Here is a 16,039-nt window from a genome sequence, read left to right on the forward strand (position 1 = left end):
TAGACATTCCGGCAACGCTTTGTAAAACAGGAAGTTATTTCGGAGGTTTTCTATATGCTTGTACAGACCATTCTGAAATCCAAGGCCACCGAGGGGGTCGTTACTGTTACCCCCGATATTACCGTGTCCGAGGCTTCGAAAATACTAGCGGAAAAACGGATCGGTACGGTCGTGGTGTCTGTGGATGGTGGGGAAACAGCATCCGGTATCCTTTCCGAACGTGACATCGTGCGGGAATTGGCCGCAAGTGGCAGTGGCTGTCTGAATCGGTCCGTCAGTGCCTATATGACGAGTAATCTGGAAACCGCAACGCGGCAGGACAGTGTGCAAGATGTTCTTCAACGCATGACGACCGGCCGCTTTCGCCACATGCCGGTTGTGGAAGACGGACAGTTGATTGGAATTGTCACCCTGGGCGATGTTGTCAAAGCGCAATTGTCAGAACTTGCAATGGAAAAGGAAGCGCTGGAAACGATGATCATGGGGCATTAATCACCCTTCAAACCTTACTTCCTATTGCACCTGCGGCAGAGTTATGTTTGCTTGCGCAGAAATTTTGTTGCGCAGGAGGCCGCGATGAGGGTTGGATTGTATCCCGGAACTTTTGATCCGATCACTTTGGGTCATATCGACATCATTCGCCGCGCTTCCGCGCTTGTCGACAAGCTGGTGATTGGCGTCGCAATCAATCGGGACAAAGGCCCCTTGTTCACCCTGGAAGAACGCGTCGCCATGATCGAGGCGGAATGCGCACTACTGACGGAGCAAACGGGTACTGAAATCATCGCACATCCCTTTGAAAACCTTCTGATCGACTGCGCCCGCGATGTCGGCGCGCAGATTATCGTGCGTGGTTTGCGCGCGGTTGCCGACTTTGAGTATGAATTTCAAATGGTTGGCATGAATCGTGCGTTGGATAATTCGGTGGAAACCGTTTTCCTGATGGCCGAAGCACGTCACCAGGCGATCGCGTCGAAATTGGTTAAAGAAATCGCCCGGCTGGACGGAGACGTATCGAAATTCGTCACACCCCGCGTCAATACAGCATTGAAAGCGCGCTTAGGATAACGCTCCCATCGCCGCTGCGGTATCCAGCATCCGGTTCGAGAATCCCCATTCATTATCATACCAGGCCAACACGCGGACCAGAGTACCGTCGGTGACCTTTGTCTCGGGCAGGGACACGGTTGAGCTGTGGGAATCGTGGTTAAAATCGACGGAGATAAGCGGGCGTTGTTCGGTCGCCAATACGCCGGGGATTTTAGCCGCCGCTTCGACAAACAAGGCGTTGACCTCGTCTTCTGTGGTCGCACGCGAGACTTCGGCCACCAGATCAACGACCGAGACATTCGGCGTCGGCACGCGGATGGCTTGACCGGTCAGTTTGCCCTGCAACTGCGGCAATACAAGACCAACTGCGGACGCAGCACCGGTTGTTGTCGGGATCATCGACAGAGCCGCCGCGCGTGATAGATAGGGGTCCTTGCCCGCGGAATCGTGCACCGGCTGACTGGCGGTATAGGCATGAACCGTCGTCATGTTGCCGTGGACAATGCCAAGGCCGGCATCCAAAGCGGCAGCGACTGGTGACAAGCAGTTTGTGGTGCACGAGGCGTTTGAAACGATGGTGTCCTGCGCCGTCAGTTCGTGGTCGTTTACGCCGAATACGACTGTTTTAACGCCACCGTCTCCACGTGCCGGGGCCGAGATCAGAACCTTTTTCGACCCGTTCTCCAGATGGCGGGCGGCTGCCTCGCGCGTGCGGAATACGCCGGTACATTCCAGGACAACGTCCACATCGGACCAGTCAAGAGTCTCAGGGTCCCGCTCGCTGGTCAGTCGGATAGGGCCTGCACCGACATCCATACCGGCATCCGACAGGGTTACGGGTTTGGAATAGCGGCCATGGACACTGTCAAACTCGAACAGATGCGCATTCATTTCCGGTTTTGCCAGATCGTTGATGGCGACGATTTCAACATCGGTCCGGCCATTTTCCATAACAGCCCGCAACACGTTGCGTCCGATGCGTCCAAATCCATTGATTGCCAGTTTGAGTGTCATGGTTTGCTCCGTCCGTGTATCGGCCATGTTCTGGTTAGCGCTAACAACGTCAGAACGACGAAAAAGTCAAGCAAAACCTCTGTCATCGCCAGAAGGCGATCCAATCCAGAAAGGCATAGAATTTCTTGCCGAGGAACACGAAATGTTCGGGTCCAAACAGGGCAAAGTCCAGAAAAGCGCCGCCCAGAAGCAATAGACCCAGCCAGATTGCGATTTGATTGGTCATTTGGGCCCCGAACGAAAACACCCGCCCAGATAACCTGGGCGGGTAAATATGTTCAAGATTTCAATGACGTCTTAGTTAAGACGCCCCATCGCAACAGCGACGTCGGCCATACGCACCGAGAAGGCCCATTCGTTGTCGTACCACGCCAGCACACGGACCATGCGGTCATTGACGACGCGAGTCTGGTCCGGCGCGAAGATCGAGCTTTCTTCGGTATGGTTGAAGTCGGTCGAAACCAGCGGCGCGGGCTCATAGCCCAGCACGCGCTGCATATGACCTTGCGAGGCTTCGCGGACGATGGCGTTCACTTCGTCCACGCTTACGTCACGCGTCGCGCGGAAGGTCAGGTCTACGGCAGAAACATTCGGCGTCGGAACACGAATGGCCGATCCATCCAGACGCCCTTTTAGGTTCGGCAGCACTTCACCCAGCGCCTTGGCCGCGCCGGTCGAGGTCGGGATCATCGACATAGCAGCGGCACGGGCGCGGTACAGGTCGCTGTGGCGACGGTCTAGTGTGGGCTGGTCGCCGGTATAGGCGTGGATCGTGGTCATAATGCCATGCTCGATCCCGATACCTTCGTCCAGAACCTTGGCAAGCGGAGCAAGGCAGTTCGTGGTGCAAGAACCATTCGAGACCATCTTGTCTTCTGCGGCCAGGCTGTTGTGGTTCACGCCATACACGATGGTTTTGTCGACATTCTTGCCAGGCGCGGACAACAGAACCTTTTGCGCGCCGCGCTCAAGGTGAGTCTTTGCCTTCAGGCCGTCGTTGAACTTGCCGGTACATTCAAGAACGACGTCGCAGCCTTCCCAGTCCAGTTCGTTCATATCGTAGGTCGAGAACATCTGCATCGGACCACGGCCCAGATCCATCGTATTGCCGTTGATGGCAACATCACGAGGGAACCGGCCATGGACGCTGTCGTACTTCAGCAGGTGCGCAGTGGTTTCCAGCGGGCCGGTCGCGTTGACCTTGATCACTTCGATGTCGTTGCGGGCCGATGCCGCGATATGCGACAGGGTGCAGCGGCCGATACGGCCAAAACCATTGATGCCGACCTTGATGGTCATCTGACGTCTCCAAAATGCGCTTGCGTTGCAGGCGATATAGCGGCCCGAACGCGTTCCCAAAAGAGTAAAAGTGACATATTCTGAACGTGTTAGCGCAAACCTCGACCGGTATCGCTAACGCTTGCGCTAGCCGTGGGATCGGGTAGGGTCGGATTGCGGCAGGTGACTGGAAAGGAAGCAGCATGAGCGGTCTTTTGGCATTGTTGGATGACGTGGCGGGGATCGCAAAGGTTGCGGCGGCGTCAGTTGACGATGTGGTTGCTGCAGCGGGCAAGGCCGGGGCAAAAACTGCAGGTGTGATAATCGACGACGCGGCAGTTACCCCCAAATACGTTCAGGGCTTTGCTCCGGCCCGAGAGCTACCGATTATATGGCGCATTGCGCGCGGTTCGGTGTTCAACAAGGTTGTTTTGTTGTTGCCCGTCGCCTTGTTGCTAGCGAATTTCGCACCTTGGATGATCACGCCCTTGTTGATGTTGGGGGGGTCTTACTTGTGTTTCGAAGGGGCGGAGAAGATTTTCCACGTCCTTTTTCCGCACGGCAGCCATGTCATCAAAGAGGATATGGCCATCCGCGAACCGGGCCAGCTTGAAGAGCAAAAGGTCAAAGGGGCGATAAAGACAGACTTTATCCTGTCCGCCGAGATCATGACCATTGCGTTAGCCGCAGTTGAGGCCCCGAACCTTTGGATGCAGGCGGCCACTCTGGCCGTTGTCGGTGTCGGTGTCACGGTCGCGGTATATGGCTCGGTGGCGCTGATCGTAAAGATGGATGATATCGGGCTGTACATGGCACAGAACGCGTTCACCCCGATCGGGCGCGGGTTCGGTCGTGGGTTGGTCAAGGCGATGCCCATTGTCATGAAGGTTCTGTCCGTTGTCGGCACGGCTGCAATGTTGTGGGTCGGCGGGTCAATCCTCATTCATGGCATGGAAGAACTGGGCTTTGGCTGGTTGGGCCACCACATTCACGACTGGGCTTATGCGCTGGGGCATACCGTGTCCGAGCAATGGACCGGTGCGGTGGAGTGGATATCCAAGGCCGCGATGGATGGTGTGTTTGGTCTTGCCTACGGGTTAGTGCTGATTCCAATTGCAACCAAGATTATCGCGCCATTGATGGCTATGTTTTCGGGGCCAGACAAACAGCATTGAATACTCTGTTTTGACGTCGGGTCGTTATAGCCGGAAGTTATACGGCAGTTAAGTTGTGGGCTGAATTGCAAGAATCGGAAACCAAATGTCGTCTCACACTTTAGCCGAGGTTCTTGAGAGCCGTATGCCGGAAGGCGATGATCTTAGATATCCCGTGCCATCCGAGTGGATGCAGGGTCGGACAACCTTTGGCGGCTTTTCCTCGGCGCTTATGTTAGATGCGGTTCGCACTAAGCATCAGGATTTACCGTCCTTGCGCTCGGCCCTGGTGAATTTCACCGCTCCTATTGGAACCTCGCCGACGATCGGCACCGAGGTTCTAAGGCAGGGACGGAATGTGACTATCATCAATGCCCGTGCTGAGATTGACGGGAAGGTCGCGGCGATGGCGACTTTTTCCTTTGATTATCCTCAGGATAGCCACGTAGCGTTCGAATGTCCGGCAAATTCAGCAGAGGAACCCGAAAACACGGGGTATTATTTTCCGCCAGATTTACCCAAGCCACCCAAACCGTTTCTGCAAAATTTTGATGTTAGGCTTATCGACGGTGCTTTGCCTTTCTCAGGCGCTGAGAAAGGGTACATGCGCCTTTGGGCACGGCATAAAGATCCGTGCATGTGGGACCGGATGGAAGGGTTGATCTCGGTTGCTGATCTGCCGCCGCCTGCAATCTATCCAACGCTCAAAAAGCCGGGTCCAAACTCATCGATGAACTGGATTTTCAATGTGTTGGCCGAAGAGATCAGGACGCGAGAAGGCTGGTGGTTGCTGGAACATCAACTGACTGCGGGGCGAAACGGTTATAGCTCTCAAGTCATGCGGGTCTGGAACACCGACGGTGACCTTATTGTGGGCGGGATGCAGTCAGTTATCATCTTTGTTTAACAAAAAAGCCCCGGCGCAGGCCGGGGCTTTTGACTTTATTGCTGCCGGGATCAACCGAGCAGTTCTTTAACCTTCGCAACTGTAGCCTCAGCCGTGATGCCAAAATGCTTGTACAGTTCACCCGCTGGGGCCGAGGCGCCAAAGCCTGACATGCCGATGAAACCGGCCTTGGCTTCGCGGCCGCGTTCACCCAGCAACCAGCGATCCCAGCCACCCGCGCGAACGGCGGCTTCGATGCCCACACGGACGGGACCAGCCGGAAGAACACGCTTACGATATGCTTCGTCCTGCTGTGCAAACAGTTCCATGCAGGGCATGGACACAACGCGGGTGCCTATGCCTTCGGCTTCAAGCATCGCTTTGGCTTCCGTCGCCAGCGACACTTCGGAGCCGGTGGCAATCAGGATGGCCTGACGTTTGCCCTCGGCCTCGGCCAAAACATAAGCGCCCTGAGCGGTCAGGTTCTTGGTCTTGTGCTGGGTCCGAACGGTCGGCACGCCCTGACGGGTCAGCGACAGGACCGATGGGCTGCCCTTGAAGGTCAGCGCCAATTCCCAGGCTTCGGCCGTTTCAACCGTGTCAGCGGGGCGGAACACATAGGTGTTCGGCGTCGCGCGTGAAATTGCCAGATGTTCGACCGGTTGGTGAGTCGGGCCGTCTTCGCCCAGACCGATGGAATCGTGTGTCATTACGAAGACCGACGGCACTTTCATCAGCGCGGCCAGACGCATCGACGGGCGGGCATAATCGGTGAAGGCCATAAATGTCCCGCCATAGGGGCGGATACCGCCATGCAGCGCCATACCGTTCATCGCAGCGGCCATGCCGTGTTCACGGATACCGTAATGGATGTAACGGCCCTTGCGGTTTTCCGGCAGAAACACACCCATATCAGCCGACTTAGTGTTGTTCGAGCCAGTCAGGTCGGCCGAACCGCCCACGGTTTCGGTCATGATCGGGTTGACGACGTTCAGAACCTTTTCCGACGAGGCGCGGGTGGCCAGTTTTGGCTGGTCTTCCGACATCTGTTTTTTGAATGAACGGATGGCACCGGCCAGTTTCTTGGGTGCTTCGAACGCATAGGCGCGGTTGAACTCGGCCTGCTTACGCTCGGATAGCGCAGCAAAGCGGGTCTGCCACGCGGTGCGCTCGGCACTCCCACGCGCGCCGATTGCTTCCCATGCGGTCTTCACGTTGGCGGGGATTTCGAACGCGTCATGCGGCCAGCCATAGCCTTCCTTGGCGGCCTTCAGTTGATCTTGATCCGTCAGCGCCCCGTGACCTTTCGAGGTATCCTGCGCTGCGTGACCCAAAGCGATGTGGCTTTCGCAGGCGATCATGGTCGGCTTGTTCGATTTTTTCGCATCCACGATTGCGGCATCGATGGCCTGCGGGTCGTGACCGTCAATCTCAATCACATGCCAGCCCGATGCCGCAAAACGGCGCACCTGATCGGTGCGATCAGCGATGTCCACGGTGCCGTCAATGGTGATGTTGTTGTTGTCCCAGAAGACGATCAGCTTGCTCAGTTCATGACGACCGGCAAGGGTGATCGCCTCTTGGCTGACGCCCTCCATCAGGCACCCATCGCCCGCGATCACGTAAGTGTAGTGATCGACGACTTTCTTGCCGTAATGTGCACGTTGGATTTCTTCGGCCATGGCAAAACCCACGGCGTTCGAAATACCCTGACCCAGCGGGCCAGTTGTGGTTTCGATTCCGTCGACAAGGAAGTTTTCCGGGTGGCCCGCGGTTTTCGCGCCCAGTTGGCGGAAGTTCTTGATCTCGTCCAGCGTAACGTCTGCATGGCCTGTGAGATAGAGCAGCGAATAGATCAGCATCGAGCCGTGTCCGGCAGACAGGATAAACCGGTCGCGGTCTGGCCAGTTCGGGGCAGAGGCGTCAAATTTCAGGTGCTTTTCGAACAGCACGGTCGCAACATCGGCCATGCCCATGGGCATGCCGGAATGGCCGGAATTGGCGGCCGCGACGGCGTCGAGGGTCAGTGTGCGGATGGCCGCAGCTTTGTCCCAGTGTTCGGGGTTTGCATTGCGCAGCGCAGTCAGGTCCACGGGCGTTGTTCCTTTGGATTACAGGCAGATGGGCCGCTCAATACCACTCAGCCCTCAAAGTGCAAGCATAACTGGGGGTTGCGTCATATTCATGGATCAAGAACGCAGTCCAAGTTGTTGAAAGCAAAGAGTGGGTATTTTCTGCGCCGTTGGGTTAGACTAGAGCAAGACGCGGATTATGTTGATTCGGATGAACCGCGACACAAGGAACCTTGATAAAGAGGTGGCAGGGGCATGAGCCAGATCGAAGAATTACACCGCCGTATCGTCTCTGCGATGGAGAGAATTGGAACTGGGGTCGATGCCTTACAGAACGCAGCTCCGACCGGGGCAGTCCAAGACGATAGCTTGCGCGCGGCACTGGATGATGAACGTGTCGCCAATGCGCAGTTGGAAGAACGCCTGAAGACACTGAAACAGCGGCACGAACAAGAAGTCGACGCAATGCGTGCTGACATGGAAAGCCTGCGTTCAGCACCTTCCGACCACCCCGAAAACGGCGCATTGCGAGAGCAGTTGGCCGAAGCGACTGCGAAGCTAGAGGCGGTTGAAGCCGCTCGCGCGGAACTGGCGGACGCAAAGGCCGCCTTGGAAAATCAGGATGAGGTCGACACGCTTCGCGCAGAGAATGAGCAACTGAGGGCCGCGGCAACAAAATCTCAGGAACTGGAAGCCGAGAACGCCCGATTGAAATCCGAATTGGCCGATAGTGAGCGTGTAGCCGAACTTAGTTCGGAACTTGAGATGTTGCGCGCGGAGCGCAGCAGCCATGGTGCCGCAATGTCCAGATTGGATGATGATCTGCAACGTATGCGCAAAGCCAATGAGCAGTTGCGCAAGTCTGTTGATGAGCTTCGGGCAGCGTCGCAGAACGGTCTGCCCGATGCGGAACTGTTGAACCGGGCCACAGTGGCGGAACTGGAAGCAACCCGCGCGGCGCAGGCAACAGATGCTGCCGAAGCCCATGCAGTTCTGGCGCGTTTGGAACCGCTGTTGTCGCGGGCGAAACTGGCTGATGGAGAGGTGGAGTAATGCCCGAAGTAACCATTCAAATAGGTGGCCGTGGCTTTGATGTCTCTTGTCAGGAGGGGGAGGAAGTATTCCTGCAAGCCGCTGCAAAAATGCTGGATGACGAGGCGCAGGTATTGTCAGACCAGATTGGGCGTATGCCCGAGTCGCGAATGCTTCTTATGGCCGGGTTGATGCTTGCGGATAAGACCGCAGCGAATGATGACAAGATCAAGATGCTTGAACGTAAGTTGTCCGAGGTGGAAGCAGAGGTCAAAACCCTTCGTGAGATGCCAAAGCCAGAGCCCGAAAGGGTGGAAGTCGCAGTTGTGCCACCTTCGGTGACGGATACGCTGGCGGAACTGGCTGCAAGGGCTGAGGCCCTGGCCTCGGTCATCGAAGACAAAACAGCAGGATAACGCATGTTCAGGAATGGCATTTTTGCCGCTGCGATGCTTGCGTCAGGCGGATCGGCGCAGGCTGAGATCGACATCCTGCCTGTGACATTCACCTGTGAGAACAACGTCTCGCTTCAAGTGACGTATTTCAACGCGACTGACGGATCCAGCGCGGCGGCGATGTTGGTTGATGACACCCTGATCTCACTTAAGCAAGCACCCAGCGCCTCGGGTATCCGCTATGAATCTACGGGTGAGGACGGCACTTATATTCTGCGGTCCAAAGGCTGGGATGCAATGGTCAGCTTTCTGGCGACGGGCGACGCCGCCAGTGAGCAGGACATTCTAAAGGATTGCTCCAGCCGTTAATCAGGCGTTCGCTTCGCGGATTTTGTCCGCAGCATCTTTGTCGTAGCCAACACCGTTGTCGTCAAAAAGCGTATCCAATTCACCCGACAGGGTCATTTCGGTGATGATATCGCACCCGCCGACGAATTCGCCTTTGACATACAGTTGCGGAACGGTCGGCCAGTCGGAGTAATCCTTGATACCCTGACGGACCTCTTCGTCGGACAGAACGTTTACGTCGGTATAGTCGACCCCCATGTAATTCAGCACACCAGCCACGCGGGACGAGAACCCACACTGAGGCATTTCCTTGGTGCCTTTCATATACAACACCACGTCATTGGCTTTGACGGTTTCGTCGATCTGGGTCTTAACGTCGCTCATCCTGCGTTTCCTTGTCGATAGCGCTCATGAGCGCCAGTTTCGTGTTCAATTCGTTCGTTTTCCACCCGCACCTTAGTCATATTGGCAATCTTCAGCCTCAAAGGTGGTTCTTCGTCGTGACAAGGGTTTTCCGGCCAAATTGAAAAAGCCAGAAGTTCCCAAGCCACTCGCGTTATTCGGGCGCCTTAGTCGTTAACGCCAGCGCGTGTAGTTCTCCATCTGGGCCGTCCATTTTGCCTTTCAAGGCTGCATAGACCGCACGCTGCTGTTGAACCCTGTTTTTTCCGCGAAAACTCTCATCCACAACCATGGCGGACATGTGTACACCATCGTTGCCGCCGACTTGAATTTCCGCATCCGGAAAAGCTTCGCGCAGCAGGTGTTCGATTTCGTGGGCGCTCATCGGCATGTAGGTAACTCCTGAAGGTCTTTCCCAAGATGTAGAGTGCCCGGGCGGGGCGTGCAAGGGTGTGGTGTCGGGCTAAAACGCACAAAACCTGCGCTTGAAACAGCGCAGGTTTCGCATTGCAAATCCCTGTTAAGATCAGGCGACAGCGGCGGCAAAGCTGCTGCGGAACGTCCCGGTTAATTCCTCTAGCGGGGCTTCGGAGCTTCCGATGCGAACCGCGTCTTTGGTGAAACGGCCAACCGAGGCCACTGGTACACCCGCCTGGGCTGCAGCAATCATCAGCGCCTCGGCCTGATCAAAGTTGCAGGCGACCAGATAACGGGCCTGATCTTCACCAAACAGAAACTCGGTCGAAGCTTCGTCGAGGCAAACGCCCACACCAGCCGCCTCGGCCAATTCAAACGCGGCCAGCGCAAGGCCGCCATCGGCCAGGTCGGTGCAGGCTTTGATCATCTCGCGGTTGGCGCGGATAAAATCGCCATTGCGCTTTTCTGCGTCCAGATCGACATTGGGCGCATCGCCGTCTTCGCGGTTGAACACCTCGGCCAGCAGGGCAGATTGGCCCAGATGGCCAGTCGTTTCGCCGATAACCAGCGCCACATGTCCCTCACGTACTTCGTTGCCGATGATGTCATCAGTATGAGTCAGCAGACCAACCGCGCCGATGGTGGGCGTGGGCAGGATCGCCTGACCGTCGGTTTCGTTATACAGCGAGACGTTGCCAGACACGATGGGCATGTCCAGCGCGGCGACAGCCTCACCAATACCTTTGATCGCGCCGACGAACTGGCCCATGATCTCGGGCTTTTCGGGGTTGCCGAAATTCAGGTTGTCGGTGGTCGCCAGCGGAGTGGCCCCAACAGCGGTCAGGTTGCGATAGGCTTCGGCCACCGCCTGCTTGCCGCCTTCAACAGGGTTGGCGCGCACATAGCGCGGGGTCACGTCGCTGGTGAAGGCCAGCGCCTTGTCGGTGCCATGCACGCGGACCATGCCCGCGCCCAGACCAGGCGTGCGCGCCGTGTCGGCCATGACCATGGTATCGTATTGCTCGTATACCCATTGCTTGCCCGCATAGTTGGGCGAGGCGAGCAGGGCGCGCAACCCGTCAATCGGGTCGATCTGCGGCACCTCGGCCAGATCTTCGGCCTCGGGTGTTTCCACCCACGGGCGGTCATATTCCGGCGCGGTCGAGGACAGTTTCGACAGCACCAGATCGGCTTTGACCTCGCCATTGTGGACGATCAGGAAGCGGTCCTCGGCAATGGTTTCGCCGACGATGGCAAAATCCAGATCCCATTTCTCGAACACGGCGCGGGCCTCGGCCTCAAGCTCGGGTTTGAGGACCATCAGCATCCGTTCCTGAGATTCCGAAAGCATCATCTCATAGGCGGTCATGTTCTCTTCACGCTGGGGGACGTTTTCCAGATCCAGACGAACACCAAGGCCACCTTTGTCGCCCATTTCAACCGCAGAGCACGTCAGGCCCGCAGCCCCCATGTCCTGAATCGAGATCACGGCGCCGGTCTGCATCAGCTCCAGCGTTGCTTCCATCAGGCGCTTTTCGGTGAAGGGGTCGCCGACCTGAACGGTGGGGCGCTTTTCCTCGATCGTGTCGTCGAATTCGGCCGAGGCCATGGTTGCGCCGCCCACGCCGTCGCGGCCTGTCTTAGCGCCCAGATACACGACTGGCATCCCGACGCCCGAGGCAGCCGAGTAGAATATCTTGTCACTGTCGGCCAGACCGGCGGCGAAGGCGTTTACAAGGCAGTTGCCGTTATAGGCAGAGTGAAATCGAACCTCACCGCCCACACAAGGAACGCCAAAGCAGTTGCCATAGCCGCCAATGCCCTCGACCACGCCATTCACAAGCTGACGGGTTTTGTGGTGGCCGGGTTCACCAAAGGAAAGCGCATTCATCGACGCGATGGGCCGCGCGCCCATAGTGAAGACGTCGCGCAGGATGCCGCCGACACCGGTCGCCGCGCCTTGATAAGGCTCGATGTACGAGGGGTGGTTGTGGCTTTCCATTTTGAACACCACGGCCTGACCATCGCCGATATCGACCACACCCGCATTTTCACCGGGTCCGCAGATCACCTGAGGGCCCGAGGTGGGCAGGGTGCGCAGCCATTTCTTGGACGACTTGTACGAACAATGTTCGTTCCACATGGCCGAGAAGATGCCCAGCTCTGTAAAGGTCGGCTCGCGCCCGATGATCTCGAGGATCATGACATATTCGTCGGGCTTCAGCCCGTGTGCGGCAATCAGATCCGGGGTGATGGCGGGCTCTTGCATCGTCTGTCCTGTGTCCAAAGGGGCCGAGATTGCGCGCCTTGTAGGGCAAGGACGCGCCCGTGGGAAGGGTCAAGTCACCGCAGGGCGGTCTAGATGAACAAAATCGGGCCCCGCACTCGTGCAGGGCCCGTGTATTGAATAATAAAGAGCCGGGTCAGGCGGGTGCTTCGCCCTTGTTGACGGCATCCGCTGCGGCTGCTCCGACCGCCGCCTTTTGTTCTTCCGTCAGGTTCTCGGCTTCTTCCAAACCGGGGATCGCCACGCGCACTTCGCGGCGGGCAAAGTCGATGCCGTTTTCCTTGAAGGCCGCTTTCACGCGATTGAAGATTTCCTTGCGCAACGTGAACTGCTTGCCCGGTTTGGCCATGAACTTACCCCGGATGATCATGCCAACATCGTCGAAATCAAACACACCCTGAGATTTGAATGGCTGAAGGAACCCGTCTTTGTGGGTTTCGTCTGCCATCATCTCGGCCCCAATCTTTTTGAAGATCTTTTTGACCTTGTTTGGATCGGTATCGAATGGAACGGTGAATTTCAGCTTCATAATCACCCAGTCGCGGCTGAAATTGGTCAGTTTCTGAATTTCGCCGTACGGGATCGTGTGAACCGGTCCGCGGTGGTGTCGCAGTTGCATGGAACGGATTGAAATCTTCTCGACCGTTCCCATTGTGCCGCCAACATCGACATATTCACCGACGCGGAAGGCATCATCAATCAGGAAGAAGATGCCACCGACGATATCAGCCACCAACTTCTGTGCGCCAAAACCAATGGCCAGACCGAGAACACCAGCACCGGCCAGCAGCGGGGTGATGTTGATACCCAGCGCCCCCAGCGCCAGCAGCACAAAGATTACCGCGATCGAGACTTGTGCCGTCACGCGCAGCAAGGGCAAAACCGTCGCCAGACGTGATCCGCCAGCACCGCCGCCTTCGCCAGCTTCCTCGTCGGGGCTTTGTTCCGCTGCGGTCTGTTCCTTGGCCAGCCGGCGGTTGATCCACAGAGATACCGCTTCGTTCAGAATGTAGCCGACTGCGATGATGATAAAGAACTGAATGACCTTGCTGCCAGATTCCGTGCCACCGCCCGCAATCTCTTGCAGATCCAGATCCCAGGCGTTCGCGATCATTAGAATGATCAGGATACCGGCCAGAACACGGCCAATGCGGATATAGCTGCGCTTGGTCGACTTGTAGGCGCGTTCTGCAACCGGTCCATCGCCCAGCATCGGAGGCTGAAGGTGGCGGACCAGCCCACGGATCAGCGTATCCAACGCCGGAGCGATCAGAAGCCAGAACATGGTGGTGAAATGGGCACCATGCGCCAGCAACTCGAACACGGCCGGGTTGCGCTGTGCCGAAAGGTATTCAACAAGCAGCCATGTACCCGCCGAGACACCTATGGCCAGATATGGATATAGGCGCGCGACTTCTTCGTCGAAACGCGTGCGGTCAGGGTCAGACCCCCGCATCATGTCAGACAGCCCATCGCGTGCTCGCCATGCGATTACGCCAATATAGATATGAATCGCTGTATTGAGCCAGAATCCCAAGCGGGACTCACCCGGCATGACACCATTGAGCGCATTAAAGTCCAGAATGAACAGCGTGAAGCCGATCAGCAGGAACAGGCCAATCAGGTTCCGATGCAGGTACTTTGCCCAATGGTCGTCGACGTTCACAAGCCGCAGGTCGTGCTGTTTGGGCGCCAGAATAAACCGCGAAATAGCCGCACCCAGACGCGGGAACCAGATCATGTAGAATACAAAGGGGGCCGCCTGAGCAATCTGCTGTTCGTTCAACAACTGCCGTCCGACAAAAACGAGGGTGTAATAAAAGACCAGCAGGCCCAGAAACTCAAACAGGAACCGTTTGAATAGAAAGGTCACGGCCCCACGAAGGTTCGATGATGCGTCGCCATCGACGACCTTGATCCAGCGGCGCGTCCACAGACCGACGACGTTTTCCGCCGCATACCCAATCGCCAGCGCCAGGAACGTAAATCCAAACAGTGACATGAGGCCACTTGAACCGAAGGTCGCTCCGAAATTCGAGAAAGCCTCGACCTGGGCGCTTACCAGCAGGGGTATCTTTCGGATCACATCCAGCCATGAGGCGGTCATGCTGGTGACGGTGTCAGAAATTGTTTGAATCAGGCCCTTTCTGGCCTGAGTGGTTTCGGCCTGTTGCGCCGCCACAGCGTCGAGGCGCTCCAGCAGAATGGCGCGAACCTGATCGTCGGACATGCGCGCAACAAGGTCGTCCACCTGCTCGGGTGTCAGATCCTCGGGAATTGAGATGGAGGCTGTCGAACCGGAAGTACCGCTTTCCTGCGCGGTCAGAGGCCCTGAAAGTAAAATAACTGACAGCATCGCCAAAAGCAGGCGAAATGGGTGAAACATCGAATCTGTCCTCGAACACATCTATTGGTATTTTTTTCGGATCATAGGTCTAAGTGCCCGGCATTCCCAGATGTTTCACCAACTCAGGGCCCGTTCTGATGCTTGAAGGCAAAAAAAGGCCGAGCACTAAGCTCGGCCATAGTCCAACAGGGAGGTATGAAGATGATGAGCGTTTCAGCATCACCGCCTTCGAGTGCTCATTTAGGGATCAGTTTATGAACGATCAAGATTTTTCAGACTGATGAATGGGAATGTCCGCTATGCCTTTCGTGCATAGCTAAAGTTTTCCCATTTGCTTCAATTGCTTGCGTTGTTCAATAATTTCATCCTGAACAAAGTCCCTAAACGCCGCAACGCGCTTGGAATGGCGCAATTCCTCGGGGTAGGCGAGGTAAACGGGAACATCGGCGGCTTCGATATCGCTCAATATCGGAACCAGATGCGGGAAATCCTGGGTCACATAGTCCGGCAAGACACCGATACCAAGATTGTGCAAAACGCCCTGCAAAACGCCGAAATAGTTGTTCACAGTCAGCAACGACCCGGGGTTATAGGTCATAAGATGGCGAACCATTGATGCACTTGCGCCCACTTGTGGGGCTGCCGGAGTTTGACAAATCAGCCGATGGGTCGAAATTTCCTCGAGTGACCCGGGCGTACCGTTTTCGGCAAGGTATTCCTTTGTCGCATAAAGCTGCATCTGAACGGTCATCAACCGTTTGCGAACAAGGTCGGCCTGGCTGGGTTCCTTCATACGGATGGCGACATCGGCCTCGCGCATTGGCAGGTCCAGCACACGTTCTTCCAGCATCAGGTCGATATTCAGGTCAGGATATTGCTCATAAAGTTTCGGGAGGCGCGGCGCCAACCAAAGCGTTCCGAACCCGAAGGTCGTAGTGACGCGAAGAACACCAAAAACCTCTTCTTCACTGTCGCGGATGCGTGCTGCCGCAGCATCCAGTCGTTTGGACATGGCCGAGGTTGCGTCGAACAACAGCTCACCTTGTTCGGTCAGGATCAAGCCGCGGGCGTGACGGTGAAACAGGGTCGAATCAAGCGATTCTTCCAATGCCCGAATTTGGCGGCTTACGGCGGATTGCGACAGGTTCAATCGATCCCCCGCATGGGTCAGACTGCCTGCATCGGCCACTGCATGAAATATCCTAAGCTTGTCCCAGTCCATCGCCGCAACTTTCGTTATCCTTCGGAATGCCTATATGAAATAGGTAACAACTTCCACATTCAAACGGTGAAATCCTTATGTTTCAGAGGATAAACCCTATACAGGTCAGGAATTGTGACCTAATATGTGTATAAA

16 protein-coding genes are annotated in these 16,039 nt (G+C 56.4%); 7 read left to right on the forward strand and 9 right to left on the reverse strand.

The window, feature by feature from the left end:
* Positions 1-54: 54 nt before the first annotated feature.
* A complete protein-coding gene (locus GOX73_RS03725; RefSeq protein ID WP_171125209.1) occupies positions 55-492 on the forward strand; it encodes a CBS domain-containing protein in 438 nt (145 codons plus the stop codon).
* Between the two features lie 84 nt (positions 493-576).
* The gene (coaD, locus tag GOX73_RS03730; protein WP_171125207.1) at positions 577-1,068 is read left to right on the forward strand and encodes a pantetheine-phosphate adenylyltransferase; all 492 of its coding nucleotides are present in this window, start codon (positions 577-579) and stop codon (positions 1,066-1,068) included.
* Here the strand turns inward: coaD and gap (GOX73_RS03735) are convergent.
* From gap (GOX73_RS03735) to gap (GOX73_RS03745), 3 genes are all read right to left on the reverse strand, one after another.
* Positions 1,060-2,064, reverse strand: a complete 1,005-nt coding sequence (gene gap / locus GOX73_RS03735; RefSeq protein ID WP_171125205.1) for a type I glyceraldehyde-3-phosphate dehydrogenase — start codon at positions 2,062-2,064, stop codon at positions 1,060-1,062. The genes coaD and gap (GOX73_RS03735) overlap by 9 nt on opposite strands.
* Positions 2,065-2,146: 82 nt before the next feature.
* On the reverse strand, positions 2,147-2,290 hold the full coding sequence (locus GOX73_RS03740; RefSeq protein ID WP_171125203.1) for a hypothetical protein: 144 nt from the start codon (positions 2,288-2,290) through the stop codon (positions 2,147-2,149).
* 71 nt (positions 2,291-2,361) lie between these two features.
* Positions 2,362-3,363 carry a type I glyceraldehyde-3-phosphate dehydrogenase gene (gene gap / locus GOX73_RS03745; protein ID WP_171125201.1) on the reverse strand — a complete coding sequence of 334 codons (1,002 nt, stop codon included), beginning with the start codon at positions 3,361-3,363 and terminating at the stop codon, positions 2,362-2,364.
* 182 nt (positions 3,364-3,545) lie between these two features.
* Between gap (GOX73_RS03745) and GOX73_RS03750 the strand changes: the two genes are divergently transcribed.
* Both GOX73_RS03750 and GOX73_RS03755 read left to right on the forward strand, forming a co-directional pair.
* Entirely contained in the window at positions 3,546-4,517 is a 972-nt protein-coding gene (locus tag GOX73_RS03750) for a DUF808 domain-containing protein (protein WP_171125199.1), read from the forward strand.
* 85 nt (positions 4,518-4,602) lie between these two features.
* Positions 4,603-5,403, forward strand: a complete 801-nt coding sequence (locus GOX73_RS03755; protein ID WP_171134788.1) for a thioesterase family protein — start codon at positions 4,603-4,605, stop codon at positions 5,401-5,403.
* 50 nt (positions 5,404-5,453) lie between these two features.
* Here the strand turns inward: GOX73_RS03755 and tkt are convergent, their stop codons facing one another.
* Positions 5,454-7,475 carry a transketolase gene (gene tkt / locus GOX73_RS03760; protein ID WP_171125195.1) on the reverse strand — a complete coding sequence of 674 codons (2,022 nt, stop codon included), beginning with the start codon at positions 7,473-7,475 and terminating at the stop codon, positions 5,454-5,456.
* 234 nt (positions 7,476-7,709) lie between these two features.
* On the opposite strand from tkt, the gene GOX73_RS03765 reads away from it, so the two are divergent.
* Genes GOX73_RS03765 through GOX73_RS03775 form a run of 3 tightly spaced genes read left to right on the forward strand, consistent with a single transcriptional unit; the run spans position 7,710 to position 9,250 of the window.
* A complete protein-coding gene (locus GOX73_RS03765) occupies positions 7,710-8,507 on the forward strand; it encodes a hypothetical protein (protein ID WP_171125193.1) in 798 nt (265 codons plus the stop codon).
* Positions 8,507-8,902 carry a cell division protein ZapA gene (locus tag GOX73_RS03770; protein ID WP_171121340.1) on the forward strand — a complete coding sequence of 132 codons (396 nt, stop codon included), beginning with the start codon at positions 8,507-8,509 and terminating at the stop codon, positions 8,900-8,902. The genes GOX73_RS03765 and GOX73_RS03770 overlap by 1 nt, the downstream gene beginning before the upstream one ends.
* Before the next feature lie 3 nt (positions 8,903-8,905).
* Positions 8,906-9,250, forward strand: a complete 345-nt coding sequence (locus GOX73_RS03775; protein WP_171125191.1) for an MliC family protein — start codon at positions 8,906-8,908, stop codon at positions 9,248-9,250.
* On the opposite strand, the gene grxD is transcribed toward GOX73_RS03775, so the two are convergent.
* The 5 genes from grxD to GOX73_RS03800 form a co-directional block, all read right to left on the reverse strand.
* Positions 9,251-9,613, reverse strand: coding sequence for a Grx4 family monothiol glutaredoxin (grxD, locus tag GOX73_RS03780; RefSeq protein WP_171121342.1), 363 nt, complete (start codon positions 9,611-9,613; stop codon positions 9,251-9,253). It abuts the gene before it with no gap.
* A 172-nt stretch (positions 9,614-9,785) separates the two neighbouring features.
* On the reverse strand, positions 9,786-10,022 hold the full coding sequence (locus tag GOX73_RS03785) for a BolA/IbaG family iron-sulfur metabolism protein (protein ID WP_171121343.1): 237 nt from the start codon (positions 10,020-10,022) through the stop codon (positions 9,786-9,788).
* A gap of 135 nt (positions 10,023-10,157) precedes the next feature.
* Entirely contained in the window at positions 10,158-12,317 is a 2,160-nt protein-coding gene (gene purL / locus GOX73_RS03790) for a phosphoribosylformylglycinamidine synthase subunit PurL (RefSeq protein ID WP_171134789.1), read from the reverse strand.
* 154 nt (positions 12,318-12,471) lie between these two features.
* The gene (locus tag GOX73_RS03795; protein ID WP_171125187.1) at positions 12,472-14,721 is read right to left on the reverse strand and encodes a mechanosensitive ion channel family protein; all 2,250 of its coding nucleotides are present in this window, start codon (positions 14,719-14,721) and stop codon (positions 12,472-12,474) included.
* A 277-nt stretch (positions 14,722-14,998) separates the two neighbouring features.
* Positions 14,999-15,904, reverse strand: coding sequence for a LysR family transcriptional regulator (locus GOX73_RS03800; protein ID WP_171121346.1), 906 nt, complete (start codon positions 15,902-15,904; stop codon positions 14,999-15,001).
* Positions 15,905-16,039 lie beyond the last annotated feature (135 nt).

Source organism: Ruegeria sp. HKCCD7221, from assembly GCF_013031225.1.
GTDB lineage: Bacteria > Pseudomonadota > Alphaproteobacteria > Rhodobacterales > Rhodobacteraceae > Ruegeria.